This window comes from Pedococcus sp. KACC 23699, assembly GCF_045348425.1.
Classification (GTDB): Bacteria; Actinomycetota; Actinomycetes; order Actinomycetales; family Dermatophilaceae; genus Pedococcus.
Genome location: NZ_CP157483.1, coordinates 1,737,379 through 1,751,533, shown reverse-complemented (window position 1 = coordinate 1,751,533; position 14,155 = coordinate 1,737,379). Strand labels below are relative to the sequence as shown.

The following is a 14,155-nucleotide window of genomic DNA, read 5'->3' as shown; positions in this document are numbered from 1 at the left end:
AGGTTACATGACAGGTGACCCGCCCACCAAAACGGCTACTGCCCACCCTCCGCGACCGGAGGATGGGCAGTTTTCGTATGCCGTGGAGCCGGCTCTCAGTCGTCGGTGAGGGTCAGCTGGAGGCCGCCGACGAGCGCCGAGCAGATGTTGTAGAGGAACGCCCCGAGCGTGCTCAGCGCGGTGAGCAGGATGACGTCGATGACCCCGACGACGATCGACAGGGACAGCACCCGGCCGAATCCGAGGAAGTCCATGATGTCGAACGGGTTCTGGGTGTCGTTGAAGATCGTGCCGACCAGGCGGTTGACCTCCGAGAAGACCCCCATGCCGGACAGGATCATCCACAGGACCGCCACCATGACGACGCCGGCGATGCCGAGGGCGACCGAGATGAGGAACGACATCTTCATCGCCGACCACGGGTCGACCCGTGAGACGGTGAGCTTGACCCGTCGGGCCCGCGCCGCACTGGCGGCGGGAGCGGCCGCCCCGGGTCGGGCCGGGGCACCGGATCGGGGGACGCCCTGGGCGCCGGCGTCCCGGTTCATCGTGCCGGAGTCCTGTCCACCGGGTCGGGAGGTGCTCGTCTGGCCTGCCGTGCTCACTCGTTACCTCCGCTGGCATCAGTCCCGGTCGTCTCGGGGGCCTCCGGCGTCTCGTCGACACCCTCGCCAGCCACCTCGGCGACCTGCTCGTTCACTGACGACGGTACGGCATCAGTGGCCTGCGAGTCTCCCTCGGCACCCGGGACGACCAGTTCTGCGTCGGCCTCGTCGGCGGTGCGCTCGGGGTTGCGCGCCACGGCCACGACGGAGTCGCTGTTGCCCGGGCTGGCAAACTTCATGCCCTGGGTGTTGCGCCCGCGCCGCGTGACCGGACCGACCGGCATACGCACGATGTTGCCCTTGCCCATGATGACCAGGACCTCGTCGTCCTCGCTCACCGTGAGGGCGCCGACCAGGTCGCCGTTGCGCTCGGTGATCTTGGCGACGGCGACGCCGAGGCCGCCGCGGCCCTTGGCGTTCCAGTCCGAGGACGGGCTGCGCTTGGCCATGCCGTTCTCGAAGACCACGAAGACATCGGGGTCCTCGCCCTCGTGGATGACGCTGAGGGAGAGCATCGAGTCGTCGTCGCGGAACCGCATGCCGGTCACACCACTGGTGGCGCGGCCCATCGGTCGCAGCTGCTCGTCGGTGGCGTGGAAGCGCACCGACTGGGCCTTGCGCGAGACCAGCAGCAGGTCGTCGGTCTGCGACGCGAGGTCGGCGGCGACCAGCTCGTCACCGTCCTTGAGGTTGATGGCGATGAGGCCACCACTGCGGGGGGAGTCGTAGTCGCCGAGGCGGGTCTTCTTGACCAGGCCGTTCTTCGTGGCCAGCACCAGGTAGGGCTGCTGGTCGTAGTCGCGCACGTCGAGGACCTGCGCGATCTTCTCGTCCGGCTGGAACGCGAGCAGGTTGGCGACGTGCTGACCCTTGGCGTCACGACCGGAGTCGGGCAGCTCGTACGCCTTGACGCGGTAGACCCGGCCGAGGTTGGTGAAGAACAGCAGCCAGTGGTGGGAGGTCGTGGTGAAGAAGTGCTGCACCATGTCGTCGCCGCGCAGTGAGGCACCGCGGACTCCCTTGCCGCCACGACCCTGCGAGCGGTAGGCGTCGACCCGGGTCCGTTTGGCGTAGCCGCCGCGGGTGATGGTGACGACCACGTCCTCCTCGGGGATCAGGTCCTCCATCGACATGTCGCCATCGAAGAACTCGATCCGGGTACGACGGTCGTCGCCGTACTTCTCGACGATCTCGGCGAGCTCCTCGGAGACGATCGCGCGCTGCCGCTCGGGCTTGGCCAGGATGTCCTCGAAGTCGAGGATGAGTGCCTCGAGGCGGTCGTGCTCGTCGATGATCTTCTGGCGCTCGAGGGCGGCCAGTCGGCGCAGCTGCATCTCGAGGATGGCGCGGGCCTGGATCTCGTCGATCTCCAGCAGGGCGATCAGGCCCTCGCGTGCGGCCTCGACGGTCTGCGACCTGCGGATGAGGGCGATGACCTCGTCGAGGGCGTCGAGCGCCTTGAGCAGTCCACGCAGGATGTGGATCTCATTCTCGGCCTTGCGCAGGCGGAACGCGGTCCGACGCTGGATGACCTCGATCTGGTGGTCGACCCAGTGCCGGATGAACGCGTCGACGGGCAGCGTGCGCGGCACCCCGTCGACCAGGGCCAGCATGTTGGCACCGAAGTTCGTCTGCAGCTGGGTGTGCTTGTAGAGGTTGTTGAGCACGACCTTGGCCACGGCGTCGCGCTTGAGCACGACGACCAGGCGCTGGCCGGTGCGGCCGGAGGTCTCGTCGCGGATGTCCGCGATGCCGGAGAGCCGGCCCTCCTTGGTGAGCTCGGCGATCTTCTGCGCGAGGGTGTCGGGGTTGACCTGGTAGGGCAGCTCGGTGACCACGAGGCACTGACGGCCCTGGATCTCCTCGACCTCGACGACCGCCCGCATGATGATGGAGCCACGACCGGTGCGGTAGGCCTCCTCGATCCCCTTGCGGCCCAGGATCAGCGCGCCGGTGGGGAAGTCGGGCCCGCTGATCTTGGAGACCACCGCGGCCTGGACGGCCTCGCGGTCGGCCTCGGGATTGGCCAGGATCCACTGGGCGGCGTCGGCGACCTCGCGCAGGTTGTGCGGCGGGATGTTCGTCGCCATGCCCACGGCGATGCCGGAGCTGCCGTTGACGAGCAGGTTGGGGAACCGGCTCGGCAGGACGGTCGGCTCCTGCGTCTTGCCGTCGTAGTTGTCGCGGAAGTCGACGGTCTCCTCGTGGATGTCGCGGACCATCTCCATGGCCAGCGGCGCCATCCGGCACTCGGTGTACCGCGGCGCCGCAGCCGGGTCATCACCCGGGGAGCCGAAGTTGCCTTGGCCGTCGACCAGCGGGTAGCGCAGCGACCAGTCCTGCACGAGGCGGACGAGGGCGTCGTAGATCGAGGAGTCACCGTGCGGGTGGTACTGACCCATGACCTCGCCGACGACGCGGCTGCACTTGTTGTAGCCGCGGTCCGGGCGGTAGCCACCGTCGTACATGGCGTAGACCACGCGGCGGTGCACCGGCTTGAGCCCGTCGCGCACATCAGGCAGCGCGCGGCTGACGATGACCGTCATCGCGTAGTCGATGTAGCTGCGCTGCATCTCGGCGTTGAGGTCGACCGCCTCAGTGCGGTCGTACTCGATCGGCGGTATCTCAGTCATGAATTCCCTTGTCCCTCAGTGCAATTCAACGTTGTCGGGTATGTCGGGCGGAAAGTTCCACGTGAAACGTGGCTCCGCGCCATACCTAGATGTCCAAGAACCGCACGTCGCGGGCGTTGCGCTGGATGAAGCCGCGGCGGCTCTCGACGTCCTCACCCATGAGGATTGCGAAGATCTCGTCCGCAGCAGCCGCGTCGTCGAGCGTCACCTGCAGCAGCACGCGGTGGTCGGGATCCATCGTGGTCTCCCAGAGCTCTTGGTAGTCCATCTCACCCAGACCCTTGTAGCGCTGGATGCCGGCGTCCTTCGGCAGGCGCCAGCCCTGCGCCTGACCGGCCAGGAGCATCGCGTCCCGCTCACGGTCGGAGTACGAGAACTCGTGGGCGTGGTTGCTCCACTTGAGGCGGTAGAGCGGCGGCTGCGCGAGGTAGACGTAGCCCTCCTCGATGAGCGGGCGCATGAACCGGAACAGCAGGGTCAGCAGCAAGGTCCGGATGTGCAGGCCGTCGACGTCGGCATCGGCCATCAACACGATCTTGTGGTAGCGCGCTTTGGTCTTGTCGAAGTCCTCGCCGATGCCGGTGCCGAACGCCGAGATCAGCGCCTGCACCTCGTTGTTGGCGAGCACCTTGTCGATGCGGGCCTTCTCGACGTTGAGGATCTTGCCTCGGATCGGCAGGATCGCCTGGTTGTGCGGGTTGCGGCCACGCACGGCAGAGCCGCCGGCCGAGTCGCCCTCGACGATGAAGACCTCGGAGATCGAGGGATCCTTGCTCTGGCAGTCGCGCAGCTTGCCGGGCAGGCCGCCGGACTCGAGCAGGCCCTTGCGACGGGTCGCCTCACGCGCCTTGCGGGCCGCCATGCGAGCGGCAGCCGCCTGGATCGACTTGCGGACGATGTCCTTGCCCTCGTTCGGATGCGCGCCGAGCCAGTGGCCGAACTCGTCGGTCATGGCGCGCTGGACGAACCCCTTGACCTCGGAGTTGCCGAGCTTGGTCTTGGTCTGGCCCTCGAACTGCGGCTCGCCGAGCTTGACCGACACGACGGCGGTCAGGCCCTCACGGATGTCGTCACCGGTGAGGTTCTCGTCCTTGTCCTTGAGGAGGTTCTGCTTGCGCGCGAAGTCGTTGATGAGCTTGGTCATCGCCGCGCGGAAGCCCTCCTCGTGGGTGCCGCCCTCGTGCGTGTTGATCGTGTTGGCATAGGTGTGGACCGACTCGGAGTAGGCCGTCGTCCACTGCATCGCCAGCTCGAGCGACAGCTGCCGCTCCTTGTCCTCGGACTCGATCGAGATGATCTCGTTGTGGACCGGCTCTGCCTTCTTCGAGGACACGAGGTGGGTGACGTAGTCGACCAGGCCGTTGTCGTACTTGTAGCTGACCGTGCGCGGCTTCTTCTCCGCGGCGTCGACCACGTCGGCGTCCTCGGCGTCGGCTGCGGACTCGGGGACCCGCTCGTCGGTGAGGTTGATGGTCAGTCCCTTGTTGAGGAACGCCATCTGCTGGAACCGGGCCCGGATCGTCTCGAAGTCGTACGTCGTCGTCTCGAAGATCTCGCCGTCGGCCCAGTAGGTGATGGTCGTGCCCGTGCGGTCCGAGGCCTCCATCTTCTCCAGGGGCGCGGTGGCCTCACCGTGGTCGAAGGAGACCCGGAAGACGTGACCGAGCTGGTGGACCTCGGCGTCGAGGCGGGTCGAGAGCGCGTTGACCACCGAGGAGCCGACGCCGTGGAGGCCACCGGACACCTTGTAGCCGCCGCCGCCGAACTTGCCACCGGCGTGCAGCTGGGTGAGCACGAGCTCGACCGTCGACATGTCGTAGGCCTCGTTGCGGCCGGTGGGGATGCCACGGCCGTTGTCGACCACCCGCACCCCGCCGTCGGCCAGCAGGGTCACGTCGATCGTGTCGGCGTAGCCGGCGAGCGCCTCGTCCACGGCGTTGTCGACGATCTCCCACACCAGGTGGTGCAGGCCGCGCTCCCCGGTCGAGCCGATGTACATGCCGGGGCGCTTGCGGACGGCCTCGAGACCCTCGAGGACCGTGATCGCGCTGGCGTCGTAGTCCGACCCGGAGGGCACCCCGGCAAGCTCCGCCTCGGCCTGCAGCCGCGCGGCCTCGGCCTGGGCTGCGGTGAGGTTCTCGGACGGTCCCGAGTTGGGGCTGGCGGTGGGTGCTTCGAGGGGGGTGGTGCTCGGCGTGCTCTCGTGTGGCGTCTGGTCAGACTCGGACACGGTGCTCCTTCTCCGGTGGGGCAGCCGCTCGGGGGTCGGCCCCGGCACGTCGCTGCACCCTGCTCATGACTCGCGACCAGTCTGGGAGACCAGCTGGTCGCGATTTCACCCGTCAGTCTACCTGTCGGGAGTGTCACGCATGGCGTCAGGAGGCCCGTGAGCCGCGATTTGAACCAAATATGGGGTCGCTTTTGAGTCCCCGTACGTCACCCGGGCCCTCAGCGCCGGATTTCGCGGTTTCGAGGAGCCGGCCGGACTCACCCCCGGCTCACTCCCGGCTCACTCCCCGAGCGTGCGCCGGAACAGCTCCCGGACCGGATCCGGTATGCCGTGTTCGGGCAGCGTGACCTCGTCACCCTCCGGCGGGCAGGCCACGTGGTAGGTGAAGGCATCAGGGACCGCTCGCCCGGGCGGGGTGGCGGCGAGGGCGTGCAACCCGTCGTCGGCGAGCAGCGAGCGCCACTGGGTCGCGTCGGTTTCGGCCAGCTCGGCCAGCGCCACGGTGCGCGCCTGGCGGATGCCGGCCAGGCCGCCCGTGCGCCGCACCTGGACCAGCTCGTCGCCATCACCCGGGGATCGGGACATTTCGCTCAAGGGTCCATGGTGCGCGGCCCCACCGACATCCGCCAGAGGGACGAGGGACCGCCGAACCCGGGGGCCACCGCAGCCGGCGCTCCGTACCCTCCTGCCATGCGCAGGGGTCGGGTCGTCGCAGTCGGGCTGCTCGCTGGCGTGCTCGTGGCCGGTGCCGGCGTGGCTGCCGTCCGGGCCACGACCGGGCCGCACACGGTCGAGGTCAGCCAAGCGCGGCTGCGCTTCGACCTGCCGCACGGGTGGCACGACGCCGACCGTCGGCCGGCCCCGACCCAGGCCTGGGTCATCGAGGCCGCCCAGCGCCAGGGCTTCACGCCGCAGGCCTACGCCGAGGGGTTGCGCACGAGCACGCTGGCCAGCATGACGGGCCCCGTCCGTGGTGGTTACCTCTGCACCGTCGACGTGCAGCGGACGAGGTTCAGCCGGGTGCCGGACGCCGGCACGGTGCAGGGGGAGCTGACCCAGCTGCACGAGGAGGTCGACTCGAGCCACCCTGCGGCCAGCCCGCTCGGGACCGTGCTGGTCACCCGCTACCACTTCACGCTGGGCTCCGTACCTGCCACGAGCACCGTGGTGCACGTCGCGGTGCACGGCGAGGTCCTGGCCATCACCATCGCGGCCGCGGGGGCCGACGCGGCGTCGACGACGGACCCGGTGGCCGACGAGGTCGTCCGGAGCCTGCGCCCCGGCTGACCGGGCTCAGAACCCGATGACCTGCCGTATGGCGCGTCCGGCCGCCAGCTCGTCCATCGCCGTGTTGACCTCGTCCAGGGTGATCCTGGAGGACACCAGCACCTCGACGGGCAGCCGCCCCTCGCGCCACCACTGGGCGAGGACCGGGATGTCGCGACGAGGGACCGCCGATCCCAGGTAGCTGCCGATGACCGTACGGGCCTCGGCGACCAGCTGCAGCGGGGAGACGCTGGCGCGGGCGTCGGGGTGCGGCAGCCCGACGGTGACGGTCCGGCCGCCGGGTGCGGTCGCGGCGAGCGCCGCCTCGAAGGCGCGCGCGTTCCCGGCCGCTTCGACGACGACGTCGGCCCGGACCCCGCTGCCACCCAGCTCGCCCGGGTCCAGCACCTGGGTCGCCCCCAGCTCACGCGCCCGGTCCCGCTTGGCAGCGACGCCGTCGACCGCGATCACCTCGCCCGCGCCCAGCGCGAGGGCGGTGAGCAGGGCCGCCATACCGACTCCGCCCAGGCCGACCACGAGCACCGACTGACCGGGCTCCGGTGGGGCGGCGTTGAGCAGCGCCCCGCCGCCGGTGAGCACCGCGCAGCCGAGCAGCGCGGCGACGTCGGGCGGGAGGTCGTCCTCGACGGCGACCACCGAGCGGCTGTCGACCACGGCATCAGTGGCGAACGCCGAGACGCCAAGGTGGTGGTGCACCGGGCCGCCGTCGCGGGAGAGCCGTCGCCCACCTCCGAGCAGCTCACCGGCGCCGTTGCTCACCGATCCCGGACCGCACGGCATCCGACCCCCCGTGGCACAGCCCGCACACTCCCCGCAGCGGGGCAGGAACGTCATGACCACGCGCTGGCCGACGGCGAGGTCCGTGACACCGGCACCCACCTCGCGGATGCGCCCGGCACCTTCGTGACCGAGCAGCATCGGGACGGGCCGGCTGCGGTTGCCGTCGACGACGGACAGGTCGGAGTGGCAGACCCCGGCCGCTTCCATCTCGACGAGCACCTCACCCGGGCCCGGGCCGTCCAGCTCGAGCTCGCCGACGGTGAGGGGACGGGTCAGCGCCCAGGGTCCGGGCCGGCCGACCTCTTCGAGCACCGCGCCCGTGATCCTCATGCCCGTGCCAGGACCGCGTCGTCCAGCAGGTCGCGGACCACCGCGGGGATCGGGACGGTGGCGCGTGAGGTGCGGTCGATGTAGACGTGGACCCAGTGCCCCAGCGCCGCCAGCTCGGCGGACTCGGCGTCAAACAGACCCAGGGCGTAGGTGATGCTGCTGCGCCCCACGCGTTCGACCCGCACCCCGACCTCGAGGGGGCGGGGGTACTCCAGCTCTCGGAAGTAGCGGCAGCCGGACTCGGCGACGACCCCGAGCTCGGGCAGCGCCATCACGTCGATGCCGGCGCTGCCGATCAGCCAGCCGTTGATCGCCGAGTCGAACAGCTCGTAGTAGACGGCGTTGTTGAGGTGGCCGTACATGTCGTTGTCCGACCAGCGCGTCGTCGCCGGGACCACGTGGTCGAAGTGCGCCCGGGTCAGCGAACGTGGGTCCTGCCGCGGGGCGGAGCCCTCAGTGGCGGTGCGGTCAGCGTCGGCCGTCATGGCTCGATCCTAGGCAGCGGCCCGATGACGGTGCCGCGCCGGCCGTCGGTGGGCGCGGCAGTCAGGCCACCGACCCGCATCGCTCAGCCGTAGGTGTCGCGGGGACCGGGTCCCGTGCTGCGCCGCGGGCCCTTGGACCACGACGGGGCGCTCGGGCCGACGATCTTCAGTGCACTGACGGTGCCCTTGCCGACCTCGCCCTCCAGCCGGCCCATGATCGCCGACTCGAGCAGCTTGAGCTGGGTCGTCCAGGCCGTCGAGTCTGCTCGCACCGTCAGGACCCCGAACTCGAACGTCACCGGGATGCAGTGCTGCGCGACCTCCTCGCCCACGATCTGCGGCCAGCGCCCCATCACCGAGCCGACGGCGACGTCGACCTTCCAGCCCCGGTCGGACAGCAACCTGTCCATCTGGTCACCGAGCAGCAGCGGGTCGCGACCGTCCCGCGGGGCCTTGCTCGGGACTCCTGGCCGACGACGGCGCATCGGCTTCAACCCGGGGCGAAGTCCCTTGTCCCGCGCGGCCGCTCGCGCCCGTTGCAGCGCGGCACTCGCCGCGTCCTCCACCGAGCCCGCGGGCTCTCCGGACTCGGTCGCCTCGGGTCCGTCGTCCGGGCCGGCCTCGATCGGCAGGCCCTCTGGGAGGTCCTCGCCGGGGTCCTCACTCACGCAGGCTCACCTCACCCAGGCTCACCGCATACGTCCGGCCGGTCAACGTGCTGGGCACGTCGGCGTCGACCGCGGCGGTGATGAGGACCTGCTCGCAGTCGGCCACCATCGCGGCCAGGCGCTCGCGGCGGCCGGAGTCCAGCTCGGCGAACACGTCGTCGAGGATCAGGACGGGGTCGTCACCGAGGTCGTGCCGCAGCAGCTGGTATGCCGCCAGCTTCAGTCCCAGCGCAAACGACCAGCTCTCGCCGTGGCTTGCGTACCCCTTGGCCGGCAGCTCCCCGAGCGAGAGCACCAGGTCGTCGCGGTGGGGCCCGGCCAGCGACATGCCGCGCTCGACCTCGCGGTCGCGCAGCTCGGCAAGGGTCTGGAGGATCTCTGTGCGGAGCTGGTCGATCTCCGGCACCTCGCCCGCCGCCAGCGACGCCGAGACCGCCTCGCGCAGCGAGCTCTTGTAGGAGACCCGGGCGTCGGACTGGCCGGCGCTGACCTCGTCGTAGGCCGCGGTCAGGTACGGGCCGAGGTCGCGCAGCAGGCGCAACCGGGCATAGAGCAGCTGCGACCCGACGGTCGCGAGGTGGTCGTTCCAGATGTCAAGGGTGTGCAACGCGGAGGCGCGGGCGTCCTCGACCGGTTCGTCGGTGGGCCGCGGCGGCGGGCGCCGCTGACCACGCCGCAGCACCGGGGCCGCGGACTTCAGCAGGGCGTTGCGCTGCTTGAGGATCTTGTCGTAGTCGCCGCGGACGCTGGCCCAGCGCGGTTGCCTCGCGACGAGCAGGTCGTCGAGGAACTTGCGGCGCTCGGACGGGTCGCCCTTGACCAGGGCCAGGTCCTCCGGGGCGAAGAGCACGGTCCGCAACGTGCCCAGCACGTCCCGAGGGCGACCGGCCGGGGAGCGGCCGAGGCGGGCCCGGTTGGCCCGACCCGGGTTGAGCTCGAGCTCGACCATCGTCTCCCGACCGTCGCGCACCACCGCCCCGCGGATCACCGCCTGCTCGGCCCCGAACCGCACCAGCGGCTGGTCGGTGGCCACGCGGTGGCTCGAGAGAGTCGCGAGGTAGCCGATGGCCTCGACGAGGTTGGTCTTGCCCTGCCCGTTGAGACCGACCAGCGTCGTGACCCCGGGCTCCAGCGGCAGCTCAGCGCCGGCGTAGCTGCGGAAGTCGGAGACGCTCAGGTGGCGGACGTGCACGATCGCCCGATCAGGTGGTCGGGGTGGGGGTCAGCTCGACTTCTTCGCCGCACGCTTGCGGGCCGACCCCGTGGAGCCGGTGCCCGACGACGGACCCGCGGTAGCGGCCTTGCGACCCTTGGCCGCAGCCTTCTTCGCGCTGGTCGTGGGCTTCTCCTTGGGAGCGACCTGCGCGGCGACGGCCTTCTCGTGCTTGGGCGCACCGGCGGCGCGCAGCTGCTCACCCTCGGTGACCGACATGACCTGGTGGCCACCGAACCCACCACGCAGCGCGGCGACGGCCTGCATCGTCGGCGACTCCTGCTGACGAGAGGCGAACCGCGAGAACAGCGACGCCGAGATCACCGGCATGGGCACCGAGTTGGCGATGGCCTCCTCGACGGTCCAGCGGCCCTCGCCAGAATCGACGGTGTAGCCGGAGACGTCGTCGAGGTGCGGGTTCTTCTCCAGGGCGTCGACGAGCAGGTCGAGCAGCCAGGAGCGCACGACCGTACCGCGGGTCCAGGCCTTGAAGGCGCCGGGGACGTCGGTGACGATGTCCTTGGCCTCGAGCAGCTCGTAGCCCTCGGCGTAGGCAGCCATCAGGCCGTACTCGATGCCGTTGTGGACCATCTTCGTGTAGTGGCCCGCGCCGACCTTGCCGGCGTGGACGAAGCCCTCCTCGCGGGGGCCCTCGGGGCGCAGCGCGTCGAAGATCGGCATGGCCTTCTTCACGTTGGCCGCGGTGCCGCCGACCATGAGGCCGTAACCGTTCTCCAGGCCCCAGATCCCACCGCTCACGCCGCAGTCGACGTAGCCGATCCCCTTGGCCTTGAGCAGCTTCTCGTTCTCGAAGTCGTCGGTGAAGCGGCTGTTGCCGCCGTCGATGACCATGTCGCCCTTGTCGAGCAGCTCGCCGAGCTTGGCGACCGTGTCGCGGGTGGGGGCACCGGCGGGCACCATCACCCACACCGTGCGAGGGGCGTCGAGCTTCTTGACCAGGGCCGCCAGCGTCTTGACGTCGGAGACAGCCGGGTTGTTGTCGAAACCCACCACCTCGTGGCCTGCGCGGCGGATGCGCTCGCGCATGTTGCCGCCCATCTTGCCGAGGCCGATCAGACCGAGCTGCATGTGACGACGCCTTTCAGGAGGTGGATCTCGCGGGTGCTGAGCGCGCGCGTGGGTGGTTCGTTCGTGGGTTTCGCGGGTACGGCCGACGGCCCCGCAGGGGAGGGACCTTTGCCGCACGAACGGCATACCTCGCCGTGCGCGTAGGTCAGGCTACGCCCGGGGGCGCTCAGCTCGCGAAGCGGACGGGCATCAGGACGTAGCGGTAGGAGGTGTCGGCCTCGCCGTCCTGCTCGTCCTGCCCGGAGAGCACTGCCGGCCGCGACGGCTGGGTGAACGACAGCCGCGAGAACTCGGTGCCCACGGCGCCGAGGCCGTCGAGCAGGAACTGGGGGTTGAAGGCGATCTCGATCTCGGGCCCCGTGAGCGTCGACTCCACCGCTTCGGACGCCTGGGCGTCGTCGCCGGTGCCGGCCTCGATGGCGACCTGGCCGTCGGTGAAGCGCAGCCGGACCGGGGTGTTGCGCTCGGCGACGAGGGCCACGCGCTTGACGGCCTCGACCAGCTCGGACGTCTTGATGACCGCCTCGGTGTCGACGCTGGACGGGAAGATCGAGGTGACCTTGGGGTACTCGCCGTCGAGCAGTCGGGTGGTCGTGCGGCGCTGACCGGCCTCGAACCCGACGAGCCCGTCACCCCCGGCGGACGAACCGAGGGCGACCTCGATGGAGCCGGAGGCGCCCAGGGCCTTGGCGGTGTCGGACAGGGTGCGAGCGGGGACCAGCGCCAGGTGCTGTGCGTCGGTGGCCTCGGGGTTCCACTGCAGCTCGCGCATGGCCAGCCGGTAGCGGTCCGTGGCGAGCAGGGTCATCGTCGAGCCGTCGATCTCCACGCGGACACCGGTGAGGATCGGCAGGGTGTCGCCGCGGTCGGCTGCGATGGCCACCTGGGCGACGGCCTGCGTGAACAGGCCTCCGTCGATGTGGCCGCTCGCCGTGGGGGAGGTCGGCAGGGTGGGGTAGTCGGCCGCAGGCATCTGCATCAGGCTGAACCGCGACGAACCGCACGTCACCGCGACCTTGTTGCCGTCGGTGGCGACGTCGACGGGCTTGCTCGGGAGGTTGCGCGAGATGTCGGCGAGCAGCCGGCCGAGCACGAGGACCGTCCCGCCCTCGGCGACATCGGCAGCAACGGTGATCTTCGCCGAGACCTCGTAGTCGAACGCCGAGAGGGTGAGGGTGCCTTCCTCGCTGGCCTCGATCAGGACGCCGGCCAGGACCGGGACCGGTGGGCGGGCGGGCAGCCCTCGAGCCACCCAGGTGACGGCGTCGGCGAGGACCTCTCGTTCGACCCTGAACTTCACCGTCGCTACCTGCCCTTCACGTGCGGCCCAGCCGCCTCAACACCAAGAATGTGATTGCGCACTGACCCTAGTGCTCGCGCTGCGGTCGGCCAACCCGGATCGAGCAATCCGGTTTGTGTCATTCAGAGGGGGTCGGGCCACAGGGTTGGTCCTCGGGGCTGGATCTCTGAGTTGAGGGATCTCGTCATCGTTGTAGGGGGTGTGCAGTCTGTGGACAGCCGTCGTCGTCGCAGGTCAGGGGCGTGATCGGCCTGTGCACACGGGGTGGACGGCGCGGCGGACACGGTGGTCCGGGGTGTGGAGGGGAAATCGGCGCCCACACGGCGTCCACACGACACTCCCGGCTCGTCCCCAGACCGTCGGAGTGTCGTGCACGGGTTGTCCACAGGTTGTCCACCGATGTGCAGAAGGCTCATCCGAATGGATGAGACACGGTCTCCGAGCACACATACCCACAGACTTTTCCACAGGTGTGGACCACTGGGGTCCGGTCACTTTTGTCGGGTTTCCTACGGCGCCGAGGGGCCGGATTCGTGCTCATAGCACGGTGGCGCCTGGCCATGTGTCGAAACGGTGAACACGTGCGCACAGGTGTGGAGAGCCCTGTGGACAACTCACCCGGCCCTTGGGGACAACCGGGGGACAACCCGTGGACAACTCGTGCACAACCTGTCGAGGACGCGGCAGGTCGATCCACCGAGGCTGTGACCCGCCTCCTCAGGAAGACAGCACCAACCGACGGCCGACGCCCACCATGACGTCGAAGTAGGCGTCCCGATCGCTCACCGAGTCACGTCCCAGCTGACCGAACACCTCCGTGGAGACCGAGCCCATGACCAGCGACCAGGCGGCCAGACCGGTCATCAGGGTGGGGGCGTCGACGCCGCTGCCCATGAAGAAGTCGGTGCGCACCATCGCCCCCACGGCGCGTTCGGCGAGGTCGCGAACCTCGGCGTCACCGTCCGGCCCGTTCTCATCGTGCCCGCTTGCGGCGACCAGCCGTCCCGCACGCCGCGCGTCGGCGAGCAGGCGGACGAGCAACACCTGGACCCGGGTCCCGGGCTCGGTGGTGCGCTCCGCCGGCGCGTTGTAGTCCGGGACCGGTGAGCCGTAGACCAGGGCGTACTCGTGGGGATGGGCCAGGGCCCACCGGCGCAGGGCGTGCGCGATGGCGTCCCAGCGCGCATCGAGGTCGTCCTCCGGTATGGCGCCGTGGGCCTGTTCGACCGCGTCCCCGAGCGAGGTGTAGGCGGCGACGATGAGCAGGGTGAGCAGGTCGTCACGGTTGGCGACGTAGCGGTACAGCGCCGAGGACACCATGCCGAGGTCGCGGGCGATGGCTCGCAGCGACAGCGCGGCCGCTCCGTCCCGGGCGAGGTGACGCCGGCCGGCCTCGAGGATCTCCTCCTCCAGGGCGGCTCGGTTGCGGGCGCGGATCCCCGGCGTGGAGGAGCTGGCGGCGGTCTGGTCGGCGGGCACGCCGGGCTGGTGCGGGGTCACGACGACCATCCTGTCATTTCCGAGATCACCTGTCA

The 14,155-nt window shown here is 70.1% G+C and carries 12 protein-coding genes; 1 reads left to right on the top strand and 11 read right to left on the bottom strand.

Annotated elements, in window-relative coordinates:
- Positions 1–95 precede the first annotated feature (95 nt).
- From ABEG17_RS08115 to ABEG17_RS08100, 4 genes are all read right to left on the bottom strand, one after another.
- Entirely contained in the window at positions 96–605 is a 510-nt protein-coding gene (locus ABEG17_RS08115) for a DUF3566 domain-containing protein (RefSeq protein ID WP_406832773.1), read from the bottom strand.
- The gene (gyrA, locus tag ABEG17_RS08110) at positions 602–3,238 is read right to left on the bottom strand and encodes a DNA gyrase subunit A (RefSeq protein WP_406832772.1); all 2,637 of its coding nucleotides are present in this window, start codon (positions 3,236–3,238) and stop codon (positions 602–604) included. The genes ABEG17_RS08115 and gyrA overlap by 4 nt, the downstream gene beginning before the upstream one ends.
- Before the next feature lie 85 nt (positions 3,239–3,323).
- Complete coding sequence (gyrB, locus tag ABEG17_RS08105) at positions 3,324–5,342, bottom strand: DNA topoisomerase (ATP-hydrolyzing) subunit B (RefSeq protein WP_406833162.1); 2,019 nt, start codon at positions 5,340–5,342, stop codon at positions 3,324–3,326.
- Between the two features lie 405 nt (positions 5,343–5,747).
- The gene (locus ABEG17_RS08100) at positions 5,748–6,053 is read right to left on the bottom strand and encodes a protealysin inhibitor emfourin (protein WP_406833160.1); all 306 of its coding nucleotides are present in this window, start codon (positions 6,051–6,053) and stop codon (positions 5,748–5,750) included.
- Positions 6,054–6,158: 105 nt separating this feature from the next.
- Between ABEG17_RS08100 and ABEG17_RS08095 the strand changes: the two genes are divergently transcribed.
- Positions 6,159–6,755: a hypothetical protein gene (locus ABEG17_RS08095; RefSeq protein ID WP_406832771.1), complete on the top strand. Its 597-nt coding sequence runs from the start codon at positions 6,159–6,161 to the stop codon at positions 6,753–6,755.
- Between the two features lie 6 nt (positions 6,756–6,761).
- Here the strand turns inward: ABEG17_RS08095 and ABEG17_RS08090 are convergent, their stop codons facing one another.
- The 7 genes from ABEG17_RS08090 to ABEG17_RS08060 all read right to left on the bottom strand — a co-directional run bounded on the left by ABEG17_RS08090 (position 6,762) and on the right by ABEG17_RS08060 (position 14,120).
- A complete protein-coding gene (locus ABEG17_RS08090) occupies positions 6,762–7,865 on the bottom strand; it encodes an alcohol dehydrogenase catalytic domain-containing protein (RefSeq protein WP_406832770.1) in 1,104 nt (367 codons plus the stop codon).
- A complete protein-coding gene (locus tag ABEG17_RS08085; protein ID WP_406832769.1) occupies positions 7,862–8,350 on the bottom strand; it encodes an acyl-CoA thioesterase in 489 nt (162 codons plus the stop codon). The genes ABEG17_RS08090 and ABEG17_RS08085 overlap by 4 nt, the downstream gene beginning before the upstream one ends.
- A gap of 83 nt (positions 8,351–8,433) precedes the next feature.
- On the bottom strand, positions 8,434–9,018 hold the full coding sequence (locus tag ABEG17_RS08080) for a DUF721 domain-containing protein (RefSeq protein ID WP_406832768.1): 585 nt from the start codon (positions 9,016–9,018) through the stop codon (positions 8,434–8,436).
- Positions 9,011–10,210 carry a DNA replication/repair protein RecF gene (recF, locus tag ABEG17_RS08075; RefSeq protein WP_406832767.1) on the bottom strand — a complete coding sequence of 400 codons (1,200 nt, stop codon included), beginning with the start codon at positions 10,208–10,210 and terminating at the stop codon, positions 9,011–9,013. The genes ABEG17_RS08080 and recF overlap by 8 nt, the downstream gene beginning before the upstream one ends.
- Positions 10,211–10,240: 30 nt before the next feature.
- Positions 10,241–11,320 carry a phosphogluconate dehydrogenase (NAD(+)-dependent, decarboxylating) gene (gene gnd, locus ABEG17_RS08070; RefSeq protein WP_406832766.1) on the bottom strand — a complete coding sequence of 360 codons (1,080 nt, stop codon included), beginning with the start codon at positions 11,318–11,320 and terminating at the stop codon, positions 10,241–10,243.
- 166 nt (positions 11,321–11,486) lie between these two features.
- Entirely contained in the window at positions 11,487–12,620 is a 1,134-nt protein-coding gene (gene dnaN / locus ABEG17_RS08065; RefSeq protein WP_406832765.1) for a DNA polymerase III subunit beta, read from the bottom strand.
- A gap of 717 nt (positions 12,621–13,337) precedes the next feature.
- Positions 13,338–14,120: a TetR/AcrR family transcriptional regulator gene (locus ABEG17_RS08060; protein ID WP_406832763.1), complete on the bottom strand. Its 783-nt coding sequence runs from the start codon at positions 14,118–14,120 to the stop codon at positions 13,338–13,340.
- Between the last annotated feature and the right edge of the window lie 35 nt (positions 14,121–14,155).

What these genes read in the sequence shown, in the direction of transcription:
- gyrA (WP_406832772.1), bottom strand. Translation starts at nt 3,238, where the DNA reads ATGACTGAGATACCGCCGATCGAGTACGACCGCACTGAGGCGGTCGAC.
- ABEG17_RS08100 (WP_406833160.1), bottom strand. Translation starts at nt 6,053, where the DNA reads ATGTCCCGATCCCCGGGTGATGGCGACGAGCTGGTCCAGGTGCGGCGC.
- ABEG17_RS08095 (WP_406832771.1), top strand. Translation starts at nt 6,159, where the DNA reads ATGCGCAGGGGTCGGGTCGTCGCAGTCGGGCTGCTCGCTGGCGTGCTC.
- ABEG17_RS08090 (WP_406832770.1), bottom strand. Translation starts at nt 7,865, where the DNA reads ATGAGGATCACGGGCGCGGTGCTCGAAGAGGTCGGCCGGCCCGGACCC.
- ABEG17_RS08085 (WP_406832769.1), bottom strand. Translation starts at nt 8,350, where the DNA reads ATGACGGCCGACGCTGACCGCACCGCCACTGAGGGCTCCGCCCCGCGG.
- gnd (WP_406832766.1), bottom strand. Translation starts at nt 11,320, where the DNA reads ATGCAGCTCGGTCTGATCGGCCTCGGCAAGATGGGCGGCAACATGCGC.